Here is a 17573-nt window from a genome sequence, read left to right on the forward strand (position 1 = left end):
CGCCCGGTTACATTCCGAACCCGGAAGCTAAGCCTCACAGCGCCGATGGTACTGCAGGGGGGACCCTGTGGGAGAGTAGGACGCCGCCGAACAATCTTTCAAGGACCCGTGGTCCAGCGTTCACGCTGGGCTACGGGTCCTTTTTGTTTTGCCCTCTATTACCCGAAGCCACCGTCCCAGGCGCCCGTCGGTACCCCGACTGCGCGAGAATGGCTGCGGTACCCGAAGACAGGAGCCCAACCGATGTCCCCCAATTCCTCCGACGACCGTCCTGAGCGCGACCCGCGCCGCAGTGACAGCGGCGACCGGGGCGGCTTCCGAGGCGGCCGTGACGATCGCGATCGTGGACCGCGTCGCGACGACCAGCGCGGTGGCGGGTTCCGTGGCGCGCGGGACGGTCGGCCCAGCGGTCCCCGTCGCGACGACGACCGGGGCGGCCGTCCCGGCTCGGGTTCCCGTTTCGGCTCCAGCTCCGGTTCTGGTTCCGGTGGCGGCGGTGCCGGTGGCTACGGTCGCCGTGACGACCGGGGCGGTCGGCCGGGCGGCGGTGACAACCGTGGCGGCGGTGGCGGTTACGGCCGTCGTGACGATCGCCGTGATGACCGGTCCAGTGCTCCGCGTCGTGATGACCGGTCCGGCGGTTTCCGGCGTGACGACCGGCGTGACGACCGGCCGAGTGGTCCCCGTCGCGACGACCGGCCCGCCTTCCAGCGGGACGACCGTGGCGGCCGGCCCAGCGGCCCGCGCCGTGATGACCGTCCTGCCTTCCAGCGGGACGACCGGCGGGACGACCGGCCTTCCGGTCCCCGTCGTGACAACGACCGTGGCGACCGCGGTGGTTTCCGCCGTGATGACCGCCGTGATGACCGTTCGGGCGGTCCGCGTCGTGATGACCGGTCCGGTGGTTTCCGGCGTGACGACCGGCCGAGTGGTCCCCGTCGTGACAACGACCGTGGCGACCGCGGTGGTTTCCGCCGCGACGATCGCCGTGATGACCGATCGAGCGGTCCGCGTCGTGATGACCGGCGTGATGACCGGTCCAGTGCTCCGCGTCGTGATGACCGGTCCGGCGGTTTCCGGCGGGACGACCGGCCGAGTGGTCCGCGTCGGGACGACCGGCGGGATGACCGGTCCGGTGGCTTCCGGCGTGACGACCGGGGCGGCCAGGGCGGTCGGCCCGGTGGCCCGCGCCGTGACGACCGGGGTGCCGACAGTCGTGGCGGCGGGGGTGGCTACGGGCGCCGTGACGACCGGCGTGACGACCGTGGCGGCTACCGGGGCCGGGACGACAACCGCGGTGGCGGCTACGAGCGGCGTGACGACCGGGACCGTGACCGCGAGCCCATCAAGCGGCTGCCGATCCCGGACGACGTGACCGGCGACGAGATCGACAAGAGCGTGCGGCAGGAGCTGATGAGCCTGCCCAAGACGCTCGCGGAGGACGTCGCCCGTAACCTCGTCATGGTCGCCCAGCTCATCGACGAGGACCCCGAGCGGGCGTACGCCTACTCGCGGATCGCCCTGCGGCTCGCCTCCCGTGTCGCTGCCGTGCGCGAGGCCGCCGGCTTCGCCGCGTACGCGACGCAGAAGTACTCCGAGGCGCTGGCCGAGTTCCGGGCGGCCCGGCGGATGACCGGCAGCGTGGAGCTGTGGCCCGTCATGGCCGACTGCGAGCGCGGTCTCGGCCGGCCGGAGCGGGCGATGGCCATGGCCGGCGAGCCCGAGGTGCAGAAGCTCGACAAGGCCGGGCAGGTCGAGATGCGGCTCGTCGCGGCCGGTGCGCGCAGGGACATGGGGCAGATCGACGCCGCCATCGTCACCCTGCAGAGCCCCGAGCTGGCGTCCAGCTCCGTACAGCCGTGGACCGCGCGGCTCCGCTATGCGTACGCCGACGCGCTGCTGTCGGCCGGGCGTGAGGACGAGGCGCGCGAGTGGTTCGGCAGGACCATCGAGGCGGACAAGGACGGCGCGACCGACGCGTCGGACCGGCTCGCCGAGCTGGACGGGGTCGAGTTCGTCGACGCCATGGACGAGGAGGAGGCGGAGGGGGACAACAGCGCCCCGGCCGGCACCGACTCCGGTGCCGCCGTCCCGCCGACGGGTGACGCGGACGCGGACGCGCTCGTCGACGAGGACATCGTGGTCGTCGACGACGATGACAAGCGCTGAGCGATGACAAAGGTGGGCGGTATCCCGGCAGGGGTGCCGCCCACCGTCAGTCGAAGGTGACGCTCCGCATGACCAGGCCCGTGGCCGGCTTCGGGCCGAACGATGTCGACTTGCGCGGCATGGTGACCCCTTGACGCGCCAGCTCCCGTACGACGTCCTCGCGCACCGGATGCATCAGGACCGCCGTGCCGCCGGTGCGCTCGGCCTGGACGACGGCCGCCTCCGTGTCGTGAAGGTAGGAGATGTGCTCCGGGTCGTCCGGGATCCGCCAGACATGGTCCAGCAGTGCGGCGTGCAGCACCGTCGCGTCCAGCCGTTGCCAGGCCGCCGGGCGGTCGGTCCGTACCGTACGGGCCAGCAGTTCCTCGTCCGGGCGGTCCACGAGGTGGAAGCGGCCGTCCCCGGCGAGCAGGAACGCGTTGCCCGTGGCCGCCGCGTCCCCCAGCGCGCCCAGCGCCTCGGGGAGTGGTCCGCCGACCGTACGGACCCGGAACGAGCCCGCGAGCGCGTCGAGTGCCCGGCCTACCGGCAGTCCGCGCAGCAGACGGTGGATGGAGCGGACCTGGAGGGGGTAGCGGGCCGTGTCGATCAGCAGGACCAGGCCGTACCCCCAGGGTCCCGCCGCCCCTGCCGGTTTCTCCGGTCCCGCCGTCGCCGCGTGTTCGTCGCGCAGCCGCAGATAGGTCGCCCAGCGGTGGTGGCCGTCGGCGATCAGGGCCTGGTGGCGGGAGAGGTCGTCGGAGATGTGTGCCAGATCCGTGGGGTCCGTGACCGCCCAGAGGCGGTGGGCGAAGCCGTCCTCCGTGGTGGTGGTGAGGAGCGGGGCCCGGCCGAGGGCGCGTTCGACGACACCCGCGGTACCGCCCGGGGGCGTCGCCGGTTCCGTGGACGGTTCCCCGGACGGTGCGCCGTCGGTGTCGCCGCGGTACGTGAGCAGCAGCGGCTCCAGGTTCGCCGCCGTCGTCCGCAGCAGCGCCGCGCGGTCCTCCACGACGTCGGCCATCACGTCCTCGTGCGGCAGCACGATGCCGTCGGCGGGGGAGGAGAGCGCCAGGGCGCCGATGACGCCCCGCTGGAGCACCTCGCCCCTGCGCTGCTCGTACACGTAGAGCGCGGGCTCGGGGTCCGGCGCGAGGACGCCCTCCGCCAGCCACCGCTCCAGCGTCGCCGCCGCCTTGAGGTGCCGGTTCGCGGAGGTGGCGGCCTGCGGCAGGATGAGCCGGACGATGTTGTGCGGGTCCGCGGACTCCAGGTGGTGCAGTCCGTCGGGCCTGACGACGACGTCGTACGGTGGCGAGGTCACCGCGGACAGGCTGCCCACACGTTCCGGGACGTACCGGAGCCCACGGAACGGAATCAGTCGCAGACCCTTGTCCGCAGGACCTGTTGTGTTCATCCGAGCATCGTATGTGCATCGTATGGACGGGGTGGGCATGAGCGATGATCGGGTGAGAAGTCCCGGACGAGGAGTGTAAGCAGCATGAGCGAGCAGAGCAGGACCAGGCCGAGCGGGAGTGCGACCGCGCTGAGCGAGGCGTACGACACGGCTCTGCTCGATCTCGACGGGGTGGTGTACGCCGGCGGGGAGGCCATCGTGCACGCCGTCGAGTCGCTGCGTACGGCGCGGGACGGGGGGATGAGGCTCGCGTACGTCACCAACAACGCCCTGCGCCCGCCGGACGCCGTCGCGGCCCATCTCACGGAGCTGGGCGTGCCCGCGGAGCCCGCCGATGTGATCACCTCGGCGCAGGCGGTCTCCCGGCTGATCGCCGAACAACTGCCCGCCGGATCGAAGGTGCTGGTCATCGGGGGTGACGGGCTGCGGATCGCGCTGCGCGAGCGAGGGCTGGAGCCGGTCGAGTCGGCCGAGGACGATCCGGCCGCGGTCGTACAGGGGTACGGCGGCCCCGATCTGGCGTGGGGGCGGTTCGCCGAGGCCTGCTACGCGATCAACCGGGGCGTGCCGTGGTACGCGTCCAACACGGACCTGACGATCCCCAGCGCGCGCGGGATCATGCCGGGCAACGGCGCGGCGGTGGAGGTCGTACGGATCGCCACGGGCGCCGAGCCGCAGGTCGCGGGGAAGCCGCTGCCCCCGATGCACCGGGAGACGATCCTGCGGACCGGGGCGAGGAAGGCGCTGGTCGTCGGGGACCGGCTGGACACCGACATCGAGGGGGCGTTCAACGGCGGGGTCGACTCGCTGCTCGTCCTGACCGGGGTGACGGACGGGGCGCGGCTGCTGGCCGCCGAACCCAAGTACCGGCCGACGTACGTGGACGCCGATCTGCGCGGGCTGCTCACCGGGCAGCCCGAGGTGGTGACGGTGGACGGTGGCTTCGGCTGCGGCGGCTGGACGGCCTCGGCCGGTACGGGTGTGCTGGTCCTGGACGGGGACGGTACGGCGCTGGACGGGCTGCGGGCGCTGTGCGCGGCGGCCTGGACGGACGCCGGTGACGGCGCGTGCGCGCTGGACGCGGGGAAGGCGCTGGCCCGGCTCGGGCTCTAGGCGGGACTTCGGGAGGACTGACGGGACTTCGTGAGGGCAGGCGGGGCTTCGGGGTGACTCGTCCGGGCCGGGCTCCGGGCCGGACGCTCCGGGCCGAGCTCCTGGCGGGGCTTTTGGCGGGGGGCGGCGGGCCGGGGCCGGGCCCGTCGCCGGCGGGCCCGGAGGGCGGTGTCACGCCTCCTCGGCGGCCTGGAGCAGGTGGTCCTCGGAGGCGCCCCGGCGCCAGTAGCCGCTGAATTTCACCGCGCGCCGGTCGAAGCCGCGGTCCCCGACGAGGTGGCGGCGTACCGCCTTCACCGTCGCGGCCTCCCCGGCGACCCAGGCGTACGGGGTGCCGGCCGGGAGCGCGGCGGCGCGGATCGCCTCCGGGGCGGCGGGCGAGGCGTTCCGGACGAGCCAGGTGATGTCGGCGTCCGCCTTGGTGGGCAGTTCCTGACGCTCCGCCGGGTCGTGGACCTCGATCCAGACCCGGGCCGGGGTGCCCGGGGCCAGCGCGTCGAGGATGCCGGCGACGGCGGGGAGCGCGGACTCGTCGGCGGTCAGCAGGATCCAGTCGGTGTCCTCCGGCGGCCGGAAGTCGTATCCGCCGTTCTCCTCGTCGACCGGCGCCAGGACGCAGACGCGGTCGCCGGGCGCGGCGGTCCCGGCCCAGCGCGAGGCGGGCCCCGACGCGTCCCCGGACTCGCAGTGCAGCGCGAAGTCGATGACCAACTCGTCCGGTTCGCGGCGCAGTTCGCGGATCGTGTACGTACGCATGATGCCGCGTACCGAAGGGTCGAGCGCGCGCCACTCGGCGTACCAGTCGGCCACCCCCGGCTCCGGCATGACCGGCTCGGGCTGGCCGGGGTGGGGCAGGAAGAGTTTGACGCGCTGGTCCCGGCCGGCGGAGGCCATCCGCGCCAGGGCGGGGCCGCCGAGGACGATCCGCGCCATGGCGGGGGTGATCCGCTCCGTGCGGAGCACCTCCGCGGTGAAGAACTGGAAGGGCGGAGGGGGCGGGGGAGGTGAGGGGGAGAGGGACGGGGCGGAGCGGTGGTGGTGGACGGCGAAGCGTCGGTCATACGGGGAGCCCCTTCGACTTCTCGATGGCGGCGGCGAGTTGGTGCGGGAGCGGGGCGTACCCCGCGGGGCGGAGCTGTGCTCCGTCGGGCCGCGGGGCGTCCCGGTGGCCCGTGCGGGGAGCCGTTCATGGTGCAGACGTCCCCCATCGAAGCAAGATGCGAGGGTAGGCTAACCTAACCTCGTGTGGGTCGACAGTCCCCCGGAACGGCGCGCGCAGGCTCGCCCCCTCACCCGCAGCGGCCATCGGCATCGGAAATGAACCCCGCGGACACCAGGAGTACGACCATGCAGCGCCTCACCGCGGAATCGGTGACCCTCGGCTACGACCAGCGGGTCATCGCCCGCGATCTCTCCGTGGAGATACCCGACCACTCCTTCACGGTGATCGTCGGCCCGAACGCCTGCGGCAAGTCGACCCTGCTCCGCGCCCTCTCACGGATGCTCAAGCCGGCCGAGGGGCGCGTCCTGCTCGACGGCTCGGTCATCCACGCGATGCCCGCCAAGAAGGTCGCCAAGATCCTCGGGCTGCTCCCTCAGACGTCGATCGCGCCCGACGGCATCACCGTCGCCGACCTGGTGGCGCGCGGCCGCTACCCGCACCAGGGGCTGCTGCGCCAGTGGTCGCCGGAGGACGAGCGGATCGTCGGCGAGTCGATGGAGGCCACCGGCGTCGGTGAACTGGCCGACCGCTATGTCGACGAACTCTCCGGCGGTCAGCGCCAGCGCGTCTGGATCGCCATGGCCCTCGCGCAGCAGACGCCGCTGCTCCTGCTGGACGAGCCGACCACCTTCCTCGACATCCAGCACCAGATCGACGTGCTCGACCTCTGCGCCGAACTGCACGAGAGCCAGGGCCGTACGCTCGTCGCCGTCCTGCACGACCTCAACCACGCCGCCCGGTACGCCACGCACCTCATCGCGATGCGCGACGGGCGGATCGTGGCGGAGGGCGCCCCGGCGGAGGTCGTGACGGCCGAGCGGGTGGAGGAGGTCTTCGGGCTGCGCTGCCAGGTCATCGACGACCCGGAGACGGGTACGCCGCTGGTGGTGCCGGCGGGGCGACGGGCACGGCGCAAGCCCTCGAGGGGGCAGGAGCAGGGGCAGGAGTGCACTGCGGAGGCGGACGCGGACCGGCAGGCCGCGGAGCTGCTAGAGAAGTGACTTCAGGCGCAGCAGATCCCGGAAGCCGGCCTCCAGCCTGATCCGGCCCGCGCCCCACGCGCGGGCGAAGTTCAGTTCGCCGTCGACCAGCGCCACCAGATCGTCGCCCGTCATGGCCAGCCTGATCTGAGCCCGGTCGGGCGGCGGTCCCGCGACCGTGTCGGCCACCTCGATCCGGCCGTCCACCAGCCGCCCGGTGAACGTGACGTCCAGATCGGTGATGTGGCAGCTCAGAGAGCGGTCGAAGCCGGCCGCCCGGCCTGCCTCGCCGTCGGTCCGCGCCAGATTGTCCGAGAGCTTGTCGAGTGCGCTGCGGCACTCCTCCTTCGTCGCCATCGGCACCGACGGTACCGCAGCCCTTCGCGGTAGCGTCTTGGGTATGAGTGACGTGACCGCGGACCCGGCCCCCGATCCGGCGGGCCCGACGGACCCGGCGGAGTCCGTGGGCCCTGCGGAGCCCACCGGCCCGCCGGAGCCCCGTCCCCTCGGGGTGGCCCGCACTCCGACGGGCGATGCCGGGGTGGACCGTACGCTGGACCGGCTCGCCGACGCCGACCACCTCCCCGCCGACGGCCACATCGAGGTGTACGAGGATGTGCACGGGGGACTGCGCGACGCGCTGACCGCGCTCGACGCACCTCCCGGACCCCTCTCACCTCCGGGGTCCCCGGGCCCGCCCCGGTGACCCCTCGCGTACGACCACAGGAGCTGAACCGAACGTGGCTGGACTGGCACGCCGCCGTCTCGATGCCGAGCTGGTACGCCGCAACCTCGCGCGGTCGCGCGAGCACGCGAGCCAGCTCATCGCCGCGGGCCGGGTGACCGTCGGCGGCACCACCGCGACCAAACCCGCGACGCAGGTGGAGACCAGCGCCGCCGTTGTCGTCAAGGCGGACGACAGCGACCCCGAGTACGTCTCGCGCGGCGGCCACAAGCTCGCGGGCGCGCTCGCCGCCTTCGTACCGCTCGGCCTGGAGGTACGGGGCCGGCGCGCCCTCGACGCGGGCGCCTCCACCGGTGGGTTCACCGATGTGCTGCTGCGCGCGGGGGCCGCCCGGGTCGTCGCGGTGGACGTCGGATACGGACAACTCGCCTGGTCGCTGCGGAGCGATGAACGCGTCACCGTCAAGGACCGTACGAACGTACGTGAGTTGACGCTTGATGCGATCGAAGGGGAGCCCGTGGATCTGATCGTGGGGGATCTGTCGTTCATTCCGCTGGGGGTGGTGCTGCCGGCCCTGGTGGGCTGCGCCGCCCCCGACGCCGATCTCGTGATGATGGTCAAGCCGCAGTTCGAGGTGGGCAAGGAGCGCCTCGGCAGCGGCGGTGTGGTCCGCAGCCCCGAGCTGCGTGCCGAGGCCGTACGGAACGTGGCCCGGCGGGCGGGTGAACTCGGTCTCGGCGTACGGGGCGTCACCGCCAGCCCGCTGCCCGGACCCTCCGGAAATGTCGAGTATTTTCTGTGGCTCCGCGCCGGGGCACCCGAGCTGGACCCGGCGGATGTCGACCGCGCAGTGGCGGAGGGACCCCGGTGACGAAGAACGCAGCAGAAGGACGCGGGGCGGCCGAAGGACGAGTGGCGGCCGGAGAGCGGCTGTGGGACGGGGAGAACGCGTTGGACGAGGAGCGCGCGGCGAACGCCGACCGGACCGTCTTCCTGCTGGCCCACACCGGCCGTCCGGCGGCCATCCGCAGCGCCGAACTGGTCGTGAACGGGCTGGTGCGCAGCGGGATCGGGGTCCGGGTGCTGGACAGCGAGGCGGCCGATCTGCCGCTGCCCGACTCCGTCCAGACGGCGCCCGAGGCCATCCCCGACGCGCTGGAGGGGTGCGAGCTGCTGATCGTGCTCGGCGGGGACGGCACCCTGCTGCGCGGCGCCGCGTTCGCGCGCGCCTCCGGTGTGCCGATGCTCGGCGTCAACCTGGGCCGGGTCGGCTTCCTCGCCGAGGCGGAACGGGACGATCTGGACAAGGTCGTCGACCGGGTCGTCACTCGTGCGTATGAGGTCGAGGAGCGGATGACGATCGATGTCGTCGTCCACAGCAACGGCGACGTCGTCCACCAGGACTGGGCGCTCAACGAGGCGGCCGTCCAGAAGGTCTCGCCCGAGCGGATGCTCGAAGTCGTCCTGGAGATCGACGGCCGGCCGGTCACCGGATTCGGCTGCGACGGCATCGTCTGCGCCACCCCGACCGGTTCGACCGCGTACGCCTTCTCGGCGGGCGGTCCGGTGGTCTGGCCGGAGGTCGAGGCGCTGCTGATGGTGCCGATCAGTGCCCACGCGCTCTTCGCGAAACCGCTGGTGACGTCCCCGACGACGGTGCTCGCGGTGGAGGTGCAGCAGGACACCCCGAACGGGGTGCTGTGGTGCGACGGGCGCCGGACGATCGAACTGCCCCCGGGGGCGCGGGTGGAGGTGCGGCGCGGCTCCGTCCCGGTGCGGCTGGCGCGGCTGCACCACGCCTCGTTCACCGACCGGCTGGTGGCCAAGTTCGCGCTGCCGGTCTCCGGGTGGCGCGGGGCGCCGCACTGAAATCGGCCGTGTGCGGTTCCGGGTGGTTCGGCCCCGTACGGTACGAATCGCGGACCACTCGGACACCGGTCCTCCCGTGAACTCGGGGGTGGGGTGCGTCGCGCACCCGGTGCCGGGACCTCGTATGGTCGTCACCGTGTTGGAGGAGATGCGGATACGGTCGCTCGGGGTCATCGACGACGCTGTCGTCGAGTTGTCGCCCGGCTTCACGGCGGTGACCGGCGAGACCGGCGCGGGCAAGACCATGGTCGTCACCAGTCTGGGACTGCTGCTCGGCGGGCGCGCCGATCCCGCCCTGGTGCGGATCGGGGCGAAGTCGGCGGTGGTCGAGGGGCGGATCAGGCTTGCCCCCGGCGCGCCGGCGACGCTGCGCGCCGAGGAGGCGGGCGCGGAGCTCGACGAAGGCGCGCTGCTCATCAGCAGGACCGTCTCGGCCGAGGGGCGCTCGCGCGCCCACCTCGGCGGACGCTCCGTGCCCGTGGGCATGCTGGGGGAGCTGGCGGACGACCTCGTCGCCGTGCACGGCCAGACCGACCAGCAGGGCCTGCTGCGCCCCGCGCGCCAGCGCAAGGCCCTGGACCGGTACGCGGGGGACGCGGTCGGCGCCCCGCACGCCGCGTACGCCACCGCGTACCGCAGGCTGCGGGCCGTGGCGGCCGAGCTGGACGAGCTCACGACCCGGGCCAGGGAGCGCGCGCAGGAGGCCGATCTGCTGCGCTTCGGGCTGACCGAGATCGCGGCCGTCGAGCCCCTGTCGGGGGAGGACACCGAACTCGGCGCGGAGGCCGAGCGGCTGGGCCACGCGGAGGCCCTCGCCTCCGCCGCCTCCCTCGCCCACGCGGCGCTCGCGGGTAACCCCGAGGACCCGGAGGGCGTCGACGCGACGACCCTCGTCGGGGGCGCCGGGCGGGCCCTGGAGGCGGTGAAGGCCCACGATCCGGTGCTGGCCGGGCTGGCCGACCGGATGGGGGAGATCGCGATCCTCCTGACGGACGTCGCGGGTGAACTCGCCGGATACGCGGACAACCTGGACGCCGATCCGCGCCGGCTGGCCGCCGTCGAGGAACGCCGCGCCGCGCTGACCGGGCTGACCAGGAAGTACGGCGCGGACATCGACGCCGTACTGGCCTGGTCCGAGGAGAGCGCCGCGCGGCTGACCGAGCTGGAGGGCGACGACGAGCGGATCGGTGAGCTGACGGCCGAGCGGGACGCGCTGCGCGCCGAGCTCTCGGGCCTTGCGCAGGCACTCACCGAAGCCCGTACGGAGGCGGCGGCGCGCTTCGCGGAGGCCGTCACCGCGGAGCTGGCCTCCCTGGCCATGCCGCACGCGCGGGTCTCGTTCGACATCCGGCAGACCGAGTCGCCGGACGAGAGCGCGGGCGTCGACGTCGGCGGGCGCTCCGTGGTCTACGGGCCGCACGGCGCCGACGAGGTCGAACTGCTGCTGGCCCCGCACCCCGGCGCCCAGCCCCGGCCGATCGCCAAGGGCGCTTCGGGCGGTGAACTGTCGCGGGTGATGCTCGCCGTGGAGGTGGTCTTCGCCGGGTCCGACCCCGTACCGACGTATCTCTTCGACGAGGTCGACGCGGGCGTCGGCGGCAAGGCGGCGGTCGAGGTCGGCCGCAGGCTGGCGAAGCTCGCCCGGTCGGCGCAGGTGGTGGTGGTCACCCACCTCCCCCAGGTCGCGGCCTTCGCGGACCGGCAGCTCCTGGTCGAGAAGACGGTCGACGGATCGGTGACGAGCTCCGGGGTGACGGTCCTGGAGGGCGAGGATCGGGTACGGGAGCTGTCGCGGATGCTCGCGGGCCAGGAGGACTCGGAGACGGCACGCGCCCACGCGGAGGAACTGCTGGCCACGGCCCGTTCGGACGCCTAGGGGCGGGCGGCTGCCGGGGAGGTCGTTGGAGAGCGGTTGTCGGAGCGGCCGTCGGAACGGGCCGCTGGAACAGGCCGTCGGAAGTGACGCATGGAACGGGCCCTGCCGGGTGGATCCGGCAGGGCCCGTTCCATGACGTCCGCCCGGCCGGGGCGTGCGGGACGCGTTCCAGGGTGATCCGCATGGCCGCCAGGAAGAGCAGGACCGCCGCGTTCCTCACCGCGCTGGGCACCACCCGTGGCGTGTACGAAGTGCGCCGCTCCCGTGCGCCGGGGGAGCCCGCGCGCTGGCGGCGGAGCAACTACGCCGGGCGCACCGTCGACCTGTACGCCGGTCCCGCCACCGTCCTCGGAGCCGCCGCCGGGTCCGCGCCGGTCGGTGCGCGGGGCGCCGTCGCGCTGGCCGTCCTCGCCGCCGGTGCCTGCGGGGCGTACGACGACCGGGCCGGCGCGGGCGATCCGCGCCGGGGTTTCGCGGCGCACCTCGGCGCGCTGCGCCAGGGTGAGGTGACCACCGGTGCCGTGAAGCTCCTCGGCATCGGCGCGGCGGCGCTCGCCGCGGGCGCGCTGCTCAAGGAGCGTCCCGTGGACCGGCTGCTGGCCGGTGTCGTGATCGCGGGCGGCGCGCACTGCGTCAACCTCCTGGACGTACGCCCCGGCAGGGCCTGCGTCGGGGTGCTCGCGCTCGGCGCGCCCGGCCTGCTGCGCGGGGGTACGGCGGGCGCCCTGGCCGCCGTACCGGTGGGCGCCGCCGCGGCGGTCGTCGGCGCCGACCTCGGGGAGCGGACGATGCTCGGCGACGCGGGCGCCCACGCGCTCGGCGCGGCCCTCGGCGCCGCAGTCGTCGCGGGCAACGGGCGGGCGGGGCTGGCCGTACACGCACTGGGAGTCATCGCCGGGACGGCGTACGGTGACAGGGTCGGCAGCCGGTGAGTGTGGCGCGGAACCGGGACGGCCGACCCGCGTCCTCACCCGTGTGAGTGATACCAGGCGCGGAGTTGAGGCGTCGGACACCGGAACGACGCCCGGGCGGTGCCGGAACGTGCGTACGGACTGGCATCCTTGACGCAGACCCTCACCGATCCAGGAGCCTTGCCCACGTGACACAACTGCGTACGGTCCAGGTGCTGGGCGGTGGCAGCGCGGGCAGCAGCGCGCACGTCCGATCGCTGGCGGCGGGGCTGGTCGCCCGGGGCGTGCGTGTGACCGTGTGCGCCCCCGCTGAACTCGACCGTGCCTACGACTTCAGCGGCGCCGGGGCGTACCACGTCCCCGTCGCCCGGCGTGGCGACCCGGCCTCGGTGGCGGCGCTCCGGGCGGCCTGCGCCGGAGCGGACGTGGTGCACGCGCACGGGCTGCACGCCGCCGTACGGACCGCGCTCGCGCTCGGCGGACTGAGGGTGCCGCTGGTCGTCACCTGGCACACCCGTACGGAGGCGGCGGGGCCCCGCGGCCGCCTGCTGCGGATACTGGAACGGCGCGCGGTCAGGGCCGCCTCGGTGGTGCTCGGGGCGACCTCCGAACTGGTGGACGGGGCGCGTCGGCGGGGCGCGCGCGATGCCCGCCTCGCGCCCGTCGCGCTGCCCGCGCCCTGCCACCAGGCCGCGGGCGAGGAGAACAAGTCTCGCGCCGAACTCGGCGCGGTCGAACGTCCGTTGCTGATGGCCGTCGGCAGCCTCGTACCGGACCAGGGGTACGACACGCTGCTCGACGCCGTGGCCGGCTGGCGCCATCTGGACCCCGCCCCGCTGCTCACCATCGCGGGCGAGGGCCGGGAACGCGCCAGGCTCCAGCGCCGGATCGAGAGCGACGACCTGCCCGTACAGCTCATCGGCCGCAGGGACGACATCAGCGAACTCCTCGCGACGGCGGACGTCGCCGTGCTCGCCAGCCGCTGGGAGGCCCGCTCGGTGCTGGCCCAGGAGGCGCTGCGGCTCGGCGTGCCGCTGGTCGCGACGGCGGTGGGCGCCATCCCCGAACTCGTCGGCGACGCCGCCGAACTCGTCCCGTACGGCGACGCGCCGGCCCTGGCGGAGGCGGTGACGCGCCTGCTGGCCGACCCGGAGCGGCGGGCCCGGCTCGCGACGGCGGGCCGGGCGCAGGCGGCCACCTGGCCCACGGAGGACGAGACGATCGCGCAGGTGCTCTCCGTGTACGACGAACTGACGGCGCGGGGACGCCCGGCACGCTGATCCGGGCAGGGCCTAGGGTGGGCAGCCGGAGTGAGCCCCGGTGAGCCGGAGCGGGCCGAGGGGAGAGCGTGTGGAGAGCCGCAGTGCCGCTGAGGGATCCGGTGGGACGGTGAGCAACACCGTCTCCGGGGACGCGGTGATCTCGGGGCCGCTGGTGCAGGCCGGATACATCGGTTCGATCACCTACCCGCCCCTGCCGCCCCCGGTGATCCCTCGCCAGCTTCCCGTCCCGCACAACGGTTTCGTCAACCGGATCGATGAGCTGACCATCCTCAAGGGGGTGCTCGCCGCACCGGTGGGTTGCTGCGCCCAGGCGCTCGTGACCGGCCTGGGCGGGGTCGGCAAGACGGAGCTCGTGGCCCATTGGGCCAACGACCCCGAGGTGCAGGCCCGCTACCCGGGCGGACAGCTCTACGTCGACCTGGAGGACCTGCGGTACGGCGACGCCGTCGACATCGGCGGTGTCCTCGGTATCCTGCTCCGCTCGCTCAACGTGGACGAGAGCCGCATCCCGCCCACCCTCGGGGAGCGGTCCGCGCTGTTCCGCTCCGCCACCGCGACGCGGCCCGTGCTCGTCGTGGTCGACAACGTACGCGCCGCCCCCGAGGTCAGACCGCTGCTGCCCGGCGTCGGACTCGCCGTCGTTCTCAGCCGTACCCGGCTGGCGCCCCTGCTGCTCGACGGCGCGGTGGACGTTCCCGTCCCTCCGCTGGACAGCCGCGCCGGGGTCCGGCTCGTACGGCGCTGGCGGAGCACGGCGGCGGACGACGCGGCGGCCGAACTGGTCTCCCTCTGCGCCGGGCTGCCGCTCCTCATGCGCGCGGTGGGGGAGCGCCTGGTGGGGCAACCGCACAGGACACTGGAGGACGTGGTGCGCGAGCTGACGGACGGCACGGAGGCCGGCGAGGGGTCCGGCGACGGCGGGGCCGTGATGGACGCCGTCGTCGCGGGCTTCACCGGCCCCACCCGGCGCCTCTACGACCTGCTCGGACTGCTCCCCGGCACCACCTTCACCGCGCCCCTCGCCCACGCGGCGGGCGCGGGGGAGGAGTTCGACGCCGCGCTCACCGACCTCCTCGCCGTACATCTCGTGGTCGCCACCGGCCCCCGGGGCCGCTACCGGATGCACGACGTGGTCCGCACGCACGCGCGGGCGCTCAGCAGCCGCCGGGAGGGCGCCGAGGAGCGCCGCCGCACCGTGCTGCGCGGTGTCGTGGACTTCTACGTCGCCGCCGCGGCCCGCGCCGACCGGCTGATCCTCGGCAACCGATGGCGCCTTCAGGAGAGCCCCGCGGATCCCGGAGCCGCCGGCCCCGTACGGGACCCGCTCTTCACCACCTCCGCCGAGGCGGTGGACTGGCTGGACGACGAGCGGGACACGCTCCTCGCCGTGCTGCGCGCCGCGGACGGGGAACGGTGGTACGACGCCGTCTGGCGGCTCTGTGAGTCGCTGTGGGCGCTCTTCGAGAGCCGCAAGCACTACGCCGACTGGATCGACTCGCACCGGCTGGGGATCGAGGCGGCGGCCCGGGAGGGCCGCTTCGACGCCGAGGTCAGGATGCGCAACCAACTCGCCCGCGCCCACTACGGACTGGGCGAGTACGAGGACGCCAGGGACCAACTGGCCCGTGCGGAGCCCCTTCTGGAGACGCTGGCCGACCCGCGCCTCTCCGGCGCCGTACGGGAATCGCAGGGGCTGCTGCATCTCGCGGCCGGCGACCCGGACACCGCGGTCGAGCTGTTCCGCGGCGCGCTGGCGGCCAACGCGGGGGACCCGCACGGCATCGTCGTGCAGAGCTACCACCTGGGGCAGGCGCTGATCGCCGCCGGACGGAACCAGGAGGCGGCCGACGTCCTGGCGCGGGCCGCCGCGACCGCGGCCGGGACCGGGGACGACGGGATGCGGTCGAAGACCGGCATCCAGCTCGCCCGCGCCCAACGCGCCCTGGGAGACCCCGCGCTCGCCGTGCGGACGGTCACCGAGGCGGCGGTGTGGGCCGGACGGCAGGGCCAGTACACCAAGCTCGACCAGGCGCTGGAACTCACGGCGGAGCTCGCCCGGGAGATCGGCGACGACCGGCTCGCACAGGAGAGCCTGGACAAACTCCGCGCACTGCGCGCCGACATGGACCTGTCCCGGCGGCCCGGTCCGGCCTGAGCGGCTCGGTCCGGCCTGAGCGGCCCGGCCCCGCCTGAGCGGCTCGGTCCGGCCTGAGCGGCCCAGTCCGGCCTGAGCCGCCCGGCTTCTCCGCCACCCGTCTCGTTCCGTGGCCGTGCCGTGCCGTGCCCGTTCAGTACGATCACACTCGCATCCCTCTCCCCGCTCTGCACATGACCGCAGGACCGAAACCGTCCGGAGGTGGCCGTGTTCCCGCCGCGCAGGAGCCGTGCCCGGCACGCCGGGACGCGCTGGGACACCTACGAGCCGCCCAGGGCCCAGGTCCTGGCCGTCGCCCGCACCCTGACCTCCGCGACCAGGCTGCGGGACGTGACCCGCCTGCTCCGTCCCGAGGACGGGATCGAGGTCTCGTACACCGTCAACCCCGGCTCCGCCTTCAGCGCGGGGCTGGCGGAGTACCTGGACGGGCTCGGCGTCACCGTCCTGAGCTGGCGCGAGGCCAGACGGCGGCGCTTCCATCTCGTCGTCGCCTGCGCCGTGCACCGCTCCATGTACCGCAGGGGCACCCCGCTCGTGGTGCTGCCGCACGGCGCGGGCTACAACCGGCTGGTCACCGAGTCCACCGGGGACACGTCCTCACCCGCCGGACTCTCGGCGCGTGAACTGACCCGGCGCGGCAAGGTCCTGCCGTCCTGCATCTGCGTCTCCCACGAGGACCAGATCGCCCGGCTCGCCGTCTCCTGCCCTCAGGCGGTGCCGTACGCCGTCGCCGTCGGCGACCAGTGCTTCGACCGGATCCGGGCCAGCGTGCCCCGGCGCGACATCTACCGGGAACGGCTCGGCGTCGTGGGCGGGCGGCGGCTCGTGGTCGTCCACTCGACCTGGAGCAGGCACTCCCTGCTCGGCCGCTGCCCCGACCTGCCGGAGCGGCTGCTCGCGGAGCTGCCCGCCGACGACTACGCGGTGGCGCTCGTCCTGCACCCCAACGTCTGGGCCCGCCACACCACCGACGGGGTCCTCGACCGGCTGGCCGGGGCGATGAACGCGGGGCTCCTGGTGATCCCTCCGCAGGAGGGCTGGCGGGCCACCGTGGTCGCCGGGGACTGGGTGATCGGCGACCACGGCTCCACGACCTTCTACAACGCCGCCCTGCACCGGGTGACGCTGCTCGCCGCCACCGGGCTCGACGAGCTGGACCCGGCCTCCCCCGCGGCGGCCTTCGCCCGGCGGGCGCCCGCCCTCGACCCCGCCAGGCCCCTGCTCGACCAGCTGCTGAGCGCCGCCGACCGATACGTCCCCGGCGAGCTGGACGACGTGTTCGCCCTCCAGCTCGGCGCCAGGGGCGAGGGCGCGGAACGCACCAGGCGCAAGCTCTACTCCTTCCTCGAACACCGGGGCGTGCGCCTTCCGCCGGTGACGGAGCAGCCCGATCCGGTCCCCGACCCCCGCCCCGTCGAGCACACCGTCTCCGCCGTGTACGACGTCGTCGGCGGCCGCCCCGCGGACGGGGTGGTGGCGCTGCGCCGCTGGCCGGTGATCCCCGGGCGGCACGGCACGGGCCGGGGCTTCTACGCCGCCCACGACCACGGCACGGACACCCGGTGGCGCGGATACGCCGAGGTCCTCGCGCGCACGACCGTGGAACCGGTGCAGACCCCCGCGCGCTGGGCGGCGGCGCGGTTCGCCGCGCTCCCCGCGCTGAACGTCGCGGTCGCCGCCCTGGGCAGCCGTACGGCCCTGGTGGCGCTGCGCGACGGGACCCTCCTGGAGGCGTCTTCGGCGCGGCCGTGGGGCGAGCACCACGCGCCCCTCGATCCGGTGCTGCTGGGCGCCGCGGTGAACGTCCTGCTGGCGGACGGGTGTTCCCCGAAGGAGATCGCCGAGGGCGTGACCGTCCGTACCGGAACCCGTGACGTACGGGTGGAGTTCACCACCCCGGAGTGACCCGGCGCC

Annotated in this window: 15 protein-coding genes and 1 rRNA gene; 13 read left to right on the top strand and 3 right to left on the bottom strand. The window is 74.1% G+C overall.

Features of this window, described 5'->3' with window-relative positions; genetic code table 11:
- The 3 genes from rrf to ACFXKG_RS31615 form a co-directional block, all read left to right on the top strand.
- A 5S ribosomal RNA gene (gene rrf / locus ACFXKG_RS31605) occupies window positions 1–92 on the top strand; the annotation flags it as partial.
- A gap of 200 nt (window positions 93–292) precedes the next feature.
- Window positions 293–1375 carry a hypothetical protein gene (locus ACFXKG_RS31610; RefSeq protein WP_384846499.1) on the top strand — a complete coding sequence of 361 codons (1083 nt, stop codon included), beginning with the start codon at window positions 293–295 and terminating at the stop codon, window positions 1373–1375.
- The gene (locus ACFXKG_RS31615; protein WP_384846483.1) at window positions 1354–2169 is read left to right on the top strand and encodes a hypothetical protein; all 816 of its coding nucleotides are present in this window, start codon (window positions 1354–1356) and stop codon (window positions 2167–2169) included. The genes ACFXKG_RS31610 and ACFXKG_RS31615 overlap by 22 nt, the downstream gene beginning before the upstream one ends.
- 46 nt (window positions 2170–2215) lie before the next feature.
- Here the strand turns inward: ACFXKG_RS31615 and ACFXKG_RS31620 are convergent, their stop codons facing one another.
- Window positions 2216–3565 carry a DUF1015 family protein gene (locus tag ACFXKG_RS31620; protein WP_384846338.1) on the bottom strand — a complete coding sequence of 450 codons (1350 nt, stop codon included), beginning with the start codon at window positions 3563–3565 and terminating at the stop codon, window positions 2216–2218.
- A gap of 84 nt (window positions 3566–3649) precedes the next feature.
- On the opposite strand from ACFXKG_RS31620, the gene ACFXKG_RS31625 reads away from it, so the two are divergent.
- The gene (locus tag ACFXKG_RS31625) at window positions 3650–4678 is read left to right on the top strand and encodes an HAD-IIA family hydrolase (protein WP_384846340.1); all 1029 of its coding nucleotides are present in this window, start codon (window positions 3650–3652) and stop codon (window positions 4676–4678) included.
- A gap of 171 nt (window positions 4679–4849) precedes the next feature.
- Here ACFXKG_RS31625 and ACFXKG_RS31630 read toward each other — a convergent pair whose 3' ends face one another.
- Window positions 4850–5641 carry a siderophore-interacting protein gene (locus ACFXKG_RS31630; RefSeq protein WP_384846342.1) on the bottom strand — a complete coding sequence of 264 codons (792 nt, stop codon included), beginning with the start codon at window positions 5639–5641 and terminating at the stop codon, window positions 4850–4852.
- A 384-nt stretch (window positions 5642–6025) separates the two neighbouring features.
- Here ACFXKG_RS31630 and ACFXKG_RS31635 point away from each other — a divergent pair, with 384 nt between their 5' ends.
- Window positions 6026–6901 carry an ABC transporter ATP-binding protein gene (locus ACFXKG_RS31635; RefSeq protein ID WP_384846344.1) on the top strand — a complete coding sequence of 292 codons (876 nt, stop codon included), beginning with the start codon at window positions 6026–6028 and terminating at the stop codon, window positions 6899–6901.
- Here ACFXKG_RS31635 and ACFXKG_RS31640 read toward each other — a convergent pair.
- The gene (locus tag ACFXKG_RS31640; protein WP_384846346.1) at window positions 6890–7237 is read right to left on the bottom strand and encodes a sterol-binding protein; all 348 of its coding nucleotides are present in this window, start codon (window positions 7235–7237) and stop codon (window positions 6890–6892) included. The two genes, ACFXKG_RS31635 and ACFXKG_RS31640, sit on opposite strands and share 12 nt — an antisense overlap.
- Before the next feature lie 43 nt (window positions 7238–7280).
- On the opposite strand from ACFXKG_RS31640, the gene ACFXKG_RS31645 reads away from it, so the two are divergent.
- From ACFXKG_RS31645 to ACFXKG_RS31680, 8 genes are all read left to right on the top strand, one after another.
- A complete protein-coding gene (locus ACFXKG_RS31645; protein ID WP_384846348.1) occupies window positions 7281–7586 on the top strand; it encodes a hypothetical protein in 306 nt (101 codons plus the stop codon).
- Window positions 7587–7620: 34 nt separating this feature from the next.
- Window positions 7621–8436 (top strand): TlyA family RNA methyltransferase, encoded by an 816-nt coding sequence (locus tag ACFXKG_RS31650; protein ID WP_384846350.1) that lies wholly within the window; start codon window positions 7621–7623, stop codon window positions 8434–8436.
- A 59-nt stretch (window positions 8437–8495) separates the two neighbouring features.
- The gene (locus ACFXKG_RS31655; protein WP_384846485.1) at window positions 8496–9434 is read left to right on the top strand and encodes an NAD kinase; all 939 of its coding nucleotides are present in this window, start codon (window positions 8496–8498) and stop codon (window positions 9432–9434) included.
- A gap of 124 nt (window positions 9435–9558) precedes the next feature.
- Window positions 9559–11310, top strand: a complete 1752-nt coding sequence (recN, locus tag ACFXKG_RS31660) for a DNA repair protein RecN (protein ID WP_384846353.1) — start codon at window positions 9559–9561, stop codon at window positions 11308–11310.
- Between the two features lie 182 nt (window positions 11311–11492).
- Window positions 11493–12242 (top strand): hypothetical protein, encoded by a 750-nt coding sequence (locus ACFXKG_RS31665; RefSeq protein WP_384846355.1) that lies wholly within the window; start codon window positions 11493–11495, stop codon window positions 12240–12242.
- A 167-nt stretch (window positions 12243–12409) separates the two neighbouring features.
- Window positions 12410–13501 (top strand): glycosyltransferase family 4 protein, encoded by a 1092-nt coding sequence (locus ACFXKG_RS31670; RefSeq protein ID WP_384846357.1) that lies wholly within the window; start codon window positions 12410–12412, stop codon window positions 13499–13501.
- Window positions 13502–13610: 109 nt separating this feature from the next.
- Complete coding sequence (locus ACFXKG_RS31675; protein ID WP_384846359.1) at window positions 13611–15659, top strand: tetratricopeptide repeat protein; 2049 nt, start codon at window positions 13611–13613, stop codon at window positions 15657–15659.
- Window positions 15660–15860: 201 nt separating this feature from the next.
- Window positions 15861–17564, top strand: a complete 1704-nt coding sequence (locus ACFXKG_RS31680) for a hypothetical protein (protein WP_384846361.1) — start codon at window positions 15861–15863, stop codon at window positions 17562–17564.
- Window positions 17565–17573 lie beyond the last annotated feature (9 nt).

Source organism: Streptomyces sp. NPDC059255, from assembly GCF_042752355.1.
GTDB lineage: Bacteria > Actinomycetota > Actinomycetes > Streptomycetales > Streptomycetaceae > Streptomyces.

What these genes read in the sequence shown, in the direction of transcription:
- ACFXKG_RS31665 (WP_384846355.1), top strand. Translation starts at nt 11,493, where the DNA reads ATGGCCGCCAGGAAGAGCAGGACCGCCGCGTTCCTCACCGCGCTGGGC.
- ACFXKG_RS31635 (WP_384846344.1), top strand. Translation starts at nt 6,026, where the DNA reads ATGCAGCGCCTCACCGCGGAATCGGTGACCCTCGGCTACGACCAGCGG.
- ACFXKG_RS31620 (WP_384846338.1), bottom strand. Translation starts at nt 3,565, where the DNA reads ATGAACACAACAGGTCCTGCGGACAAGGGTCTGCGACTGATTCCGTTC.
- ACFXKG_RS31640 (WP_384846346.1), bottom strand. Translation starts at nt 7,237, where the DNA reads ATGGCGACGAAGGAGGAGTGCCGCAGCGCACTCGACAAGCTCTCGGAC.
- recN (WP_384846353.1), top strand. Translation starts at nt 9,559, where the DNA reads ATGGTCGTCACCGTGTTGGAGGAGATGCGGATACGGTCGCTCGGGGTC.
- ACFXKG_RS31645 (WP_384846348.1), top strand. Translation starts at nt 7,281, where the DNA reads ATGAGTGACGTGACCGCGGACCCGGCCCCCGATCCGGCGGGCCCGACG.
- ACFXKG_RS31625 (WP_384846340.1), top strand. Translation starts at nt 3,650, where the DNA reads ATGAGCGAGCAGAGCAGGACCAGGCCGAGCGGGAGTGCGACCGCGCTG.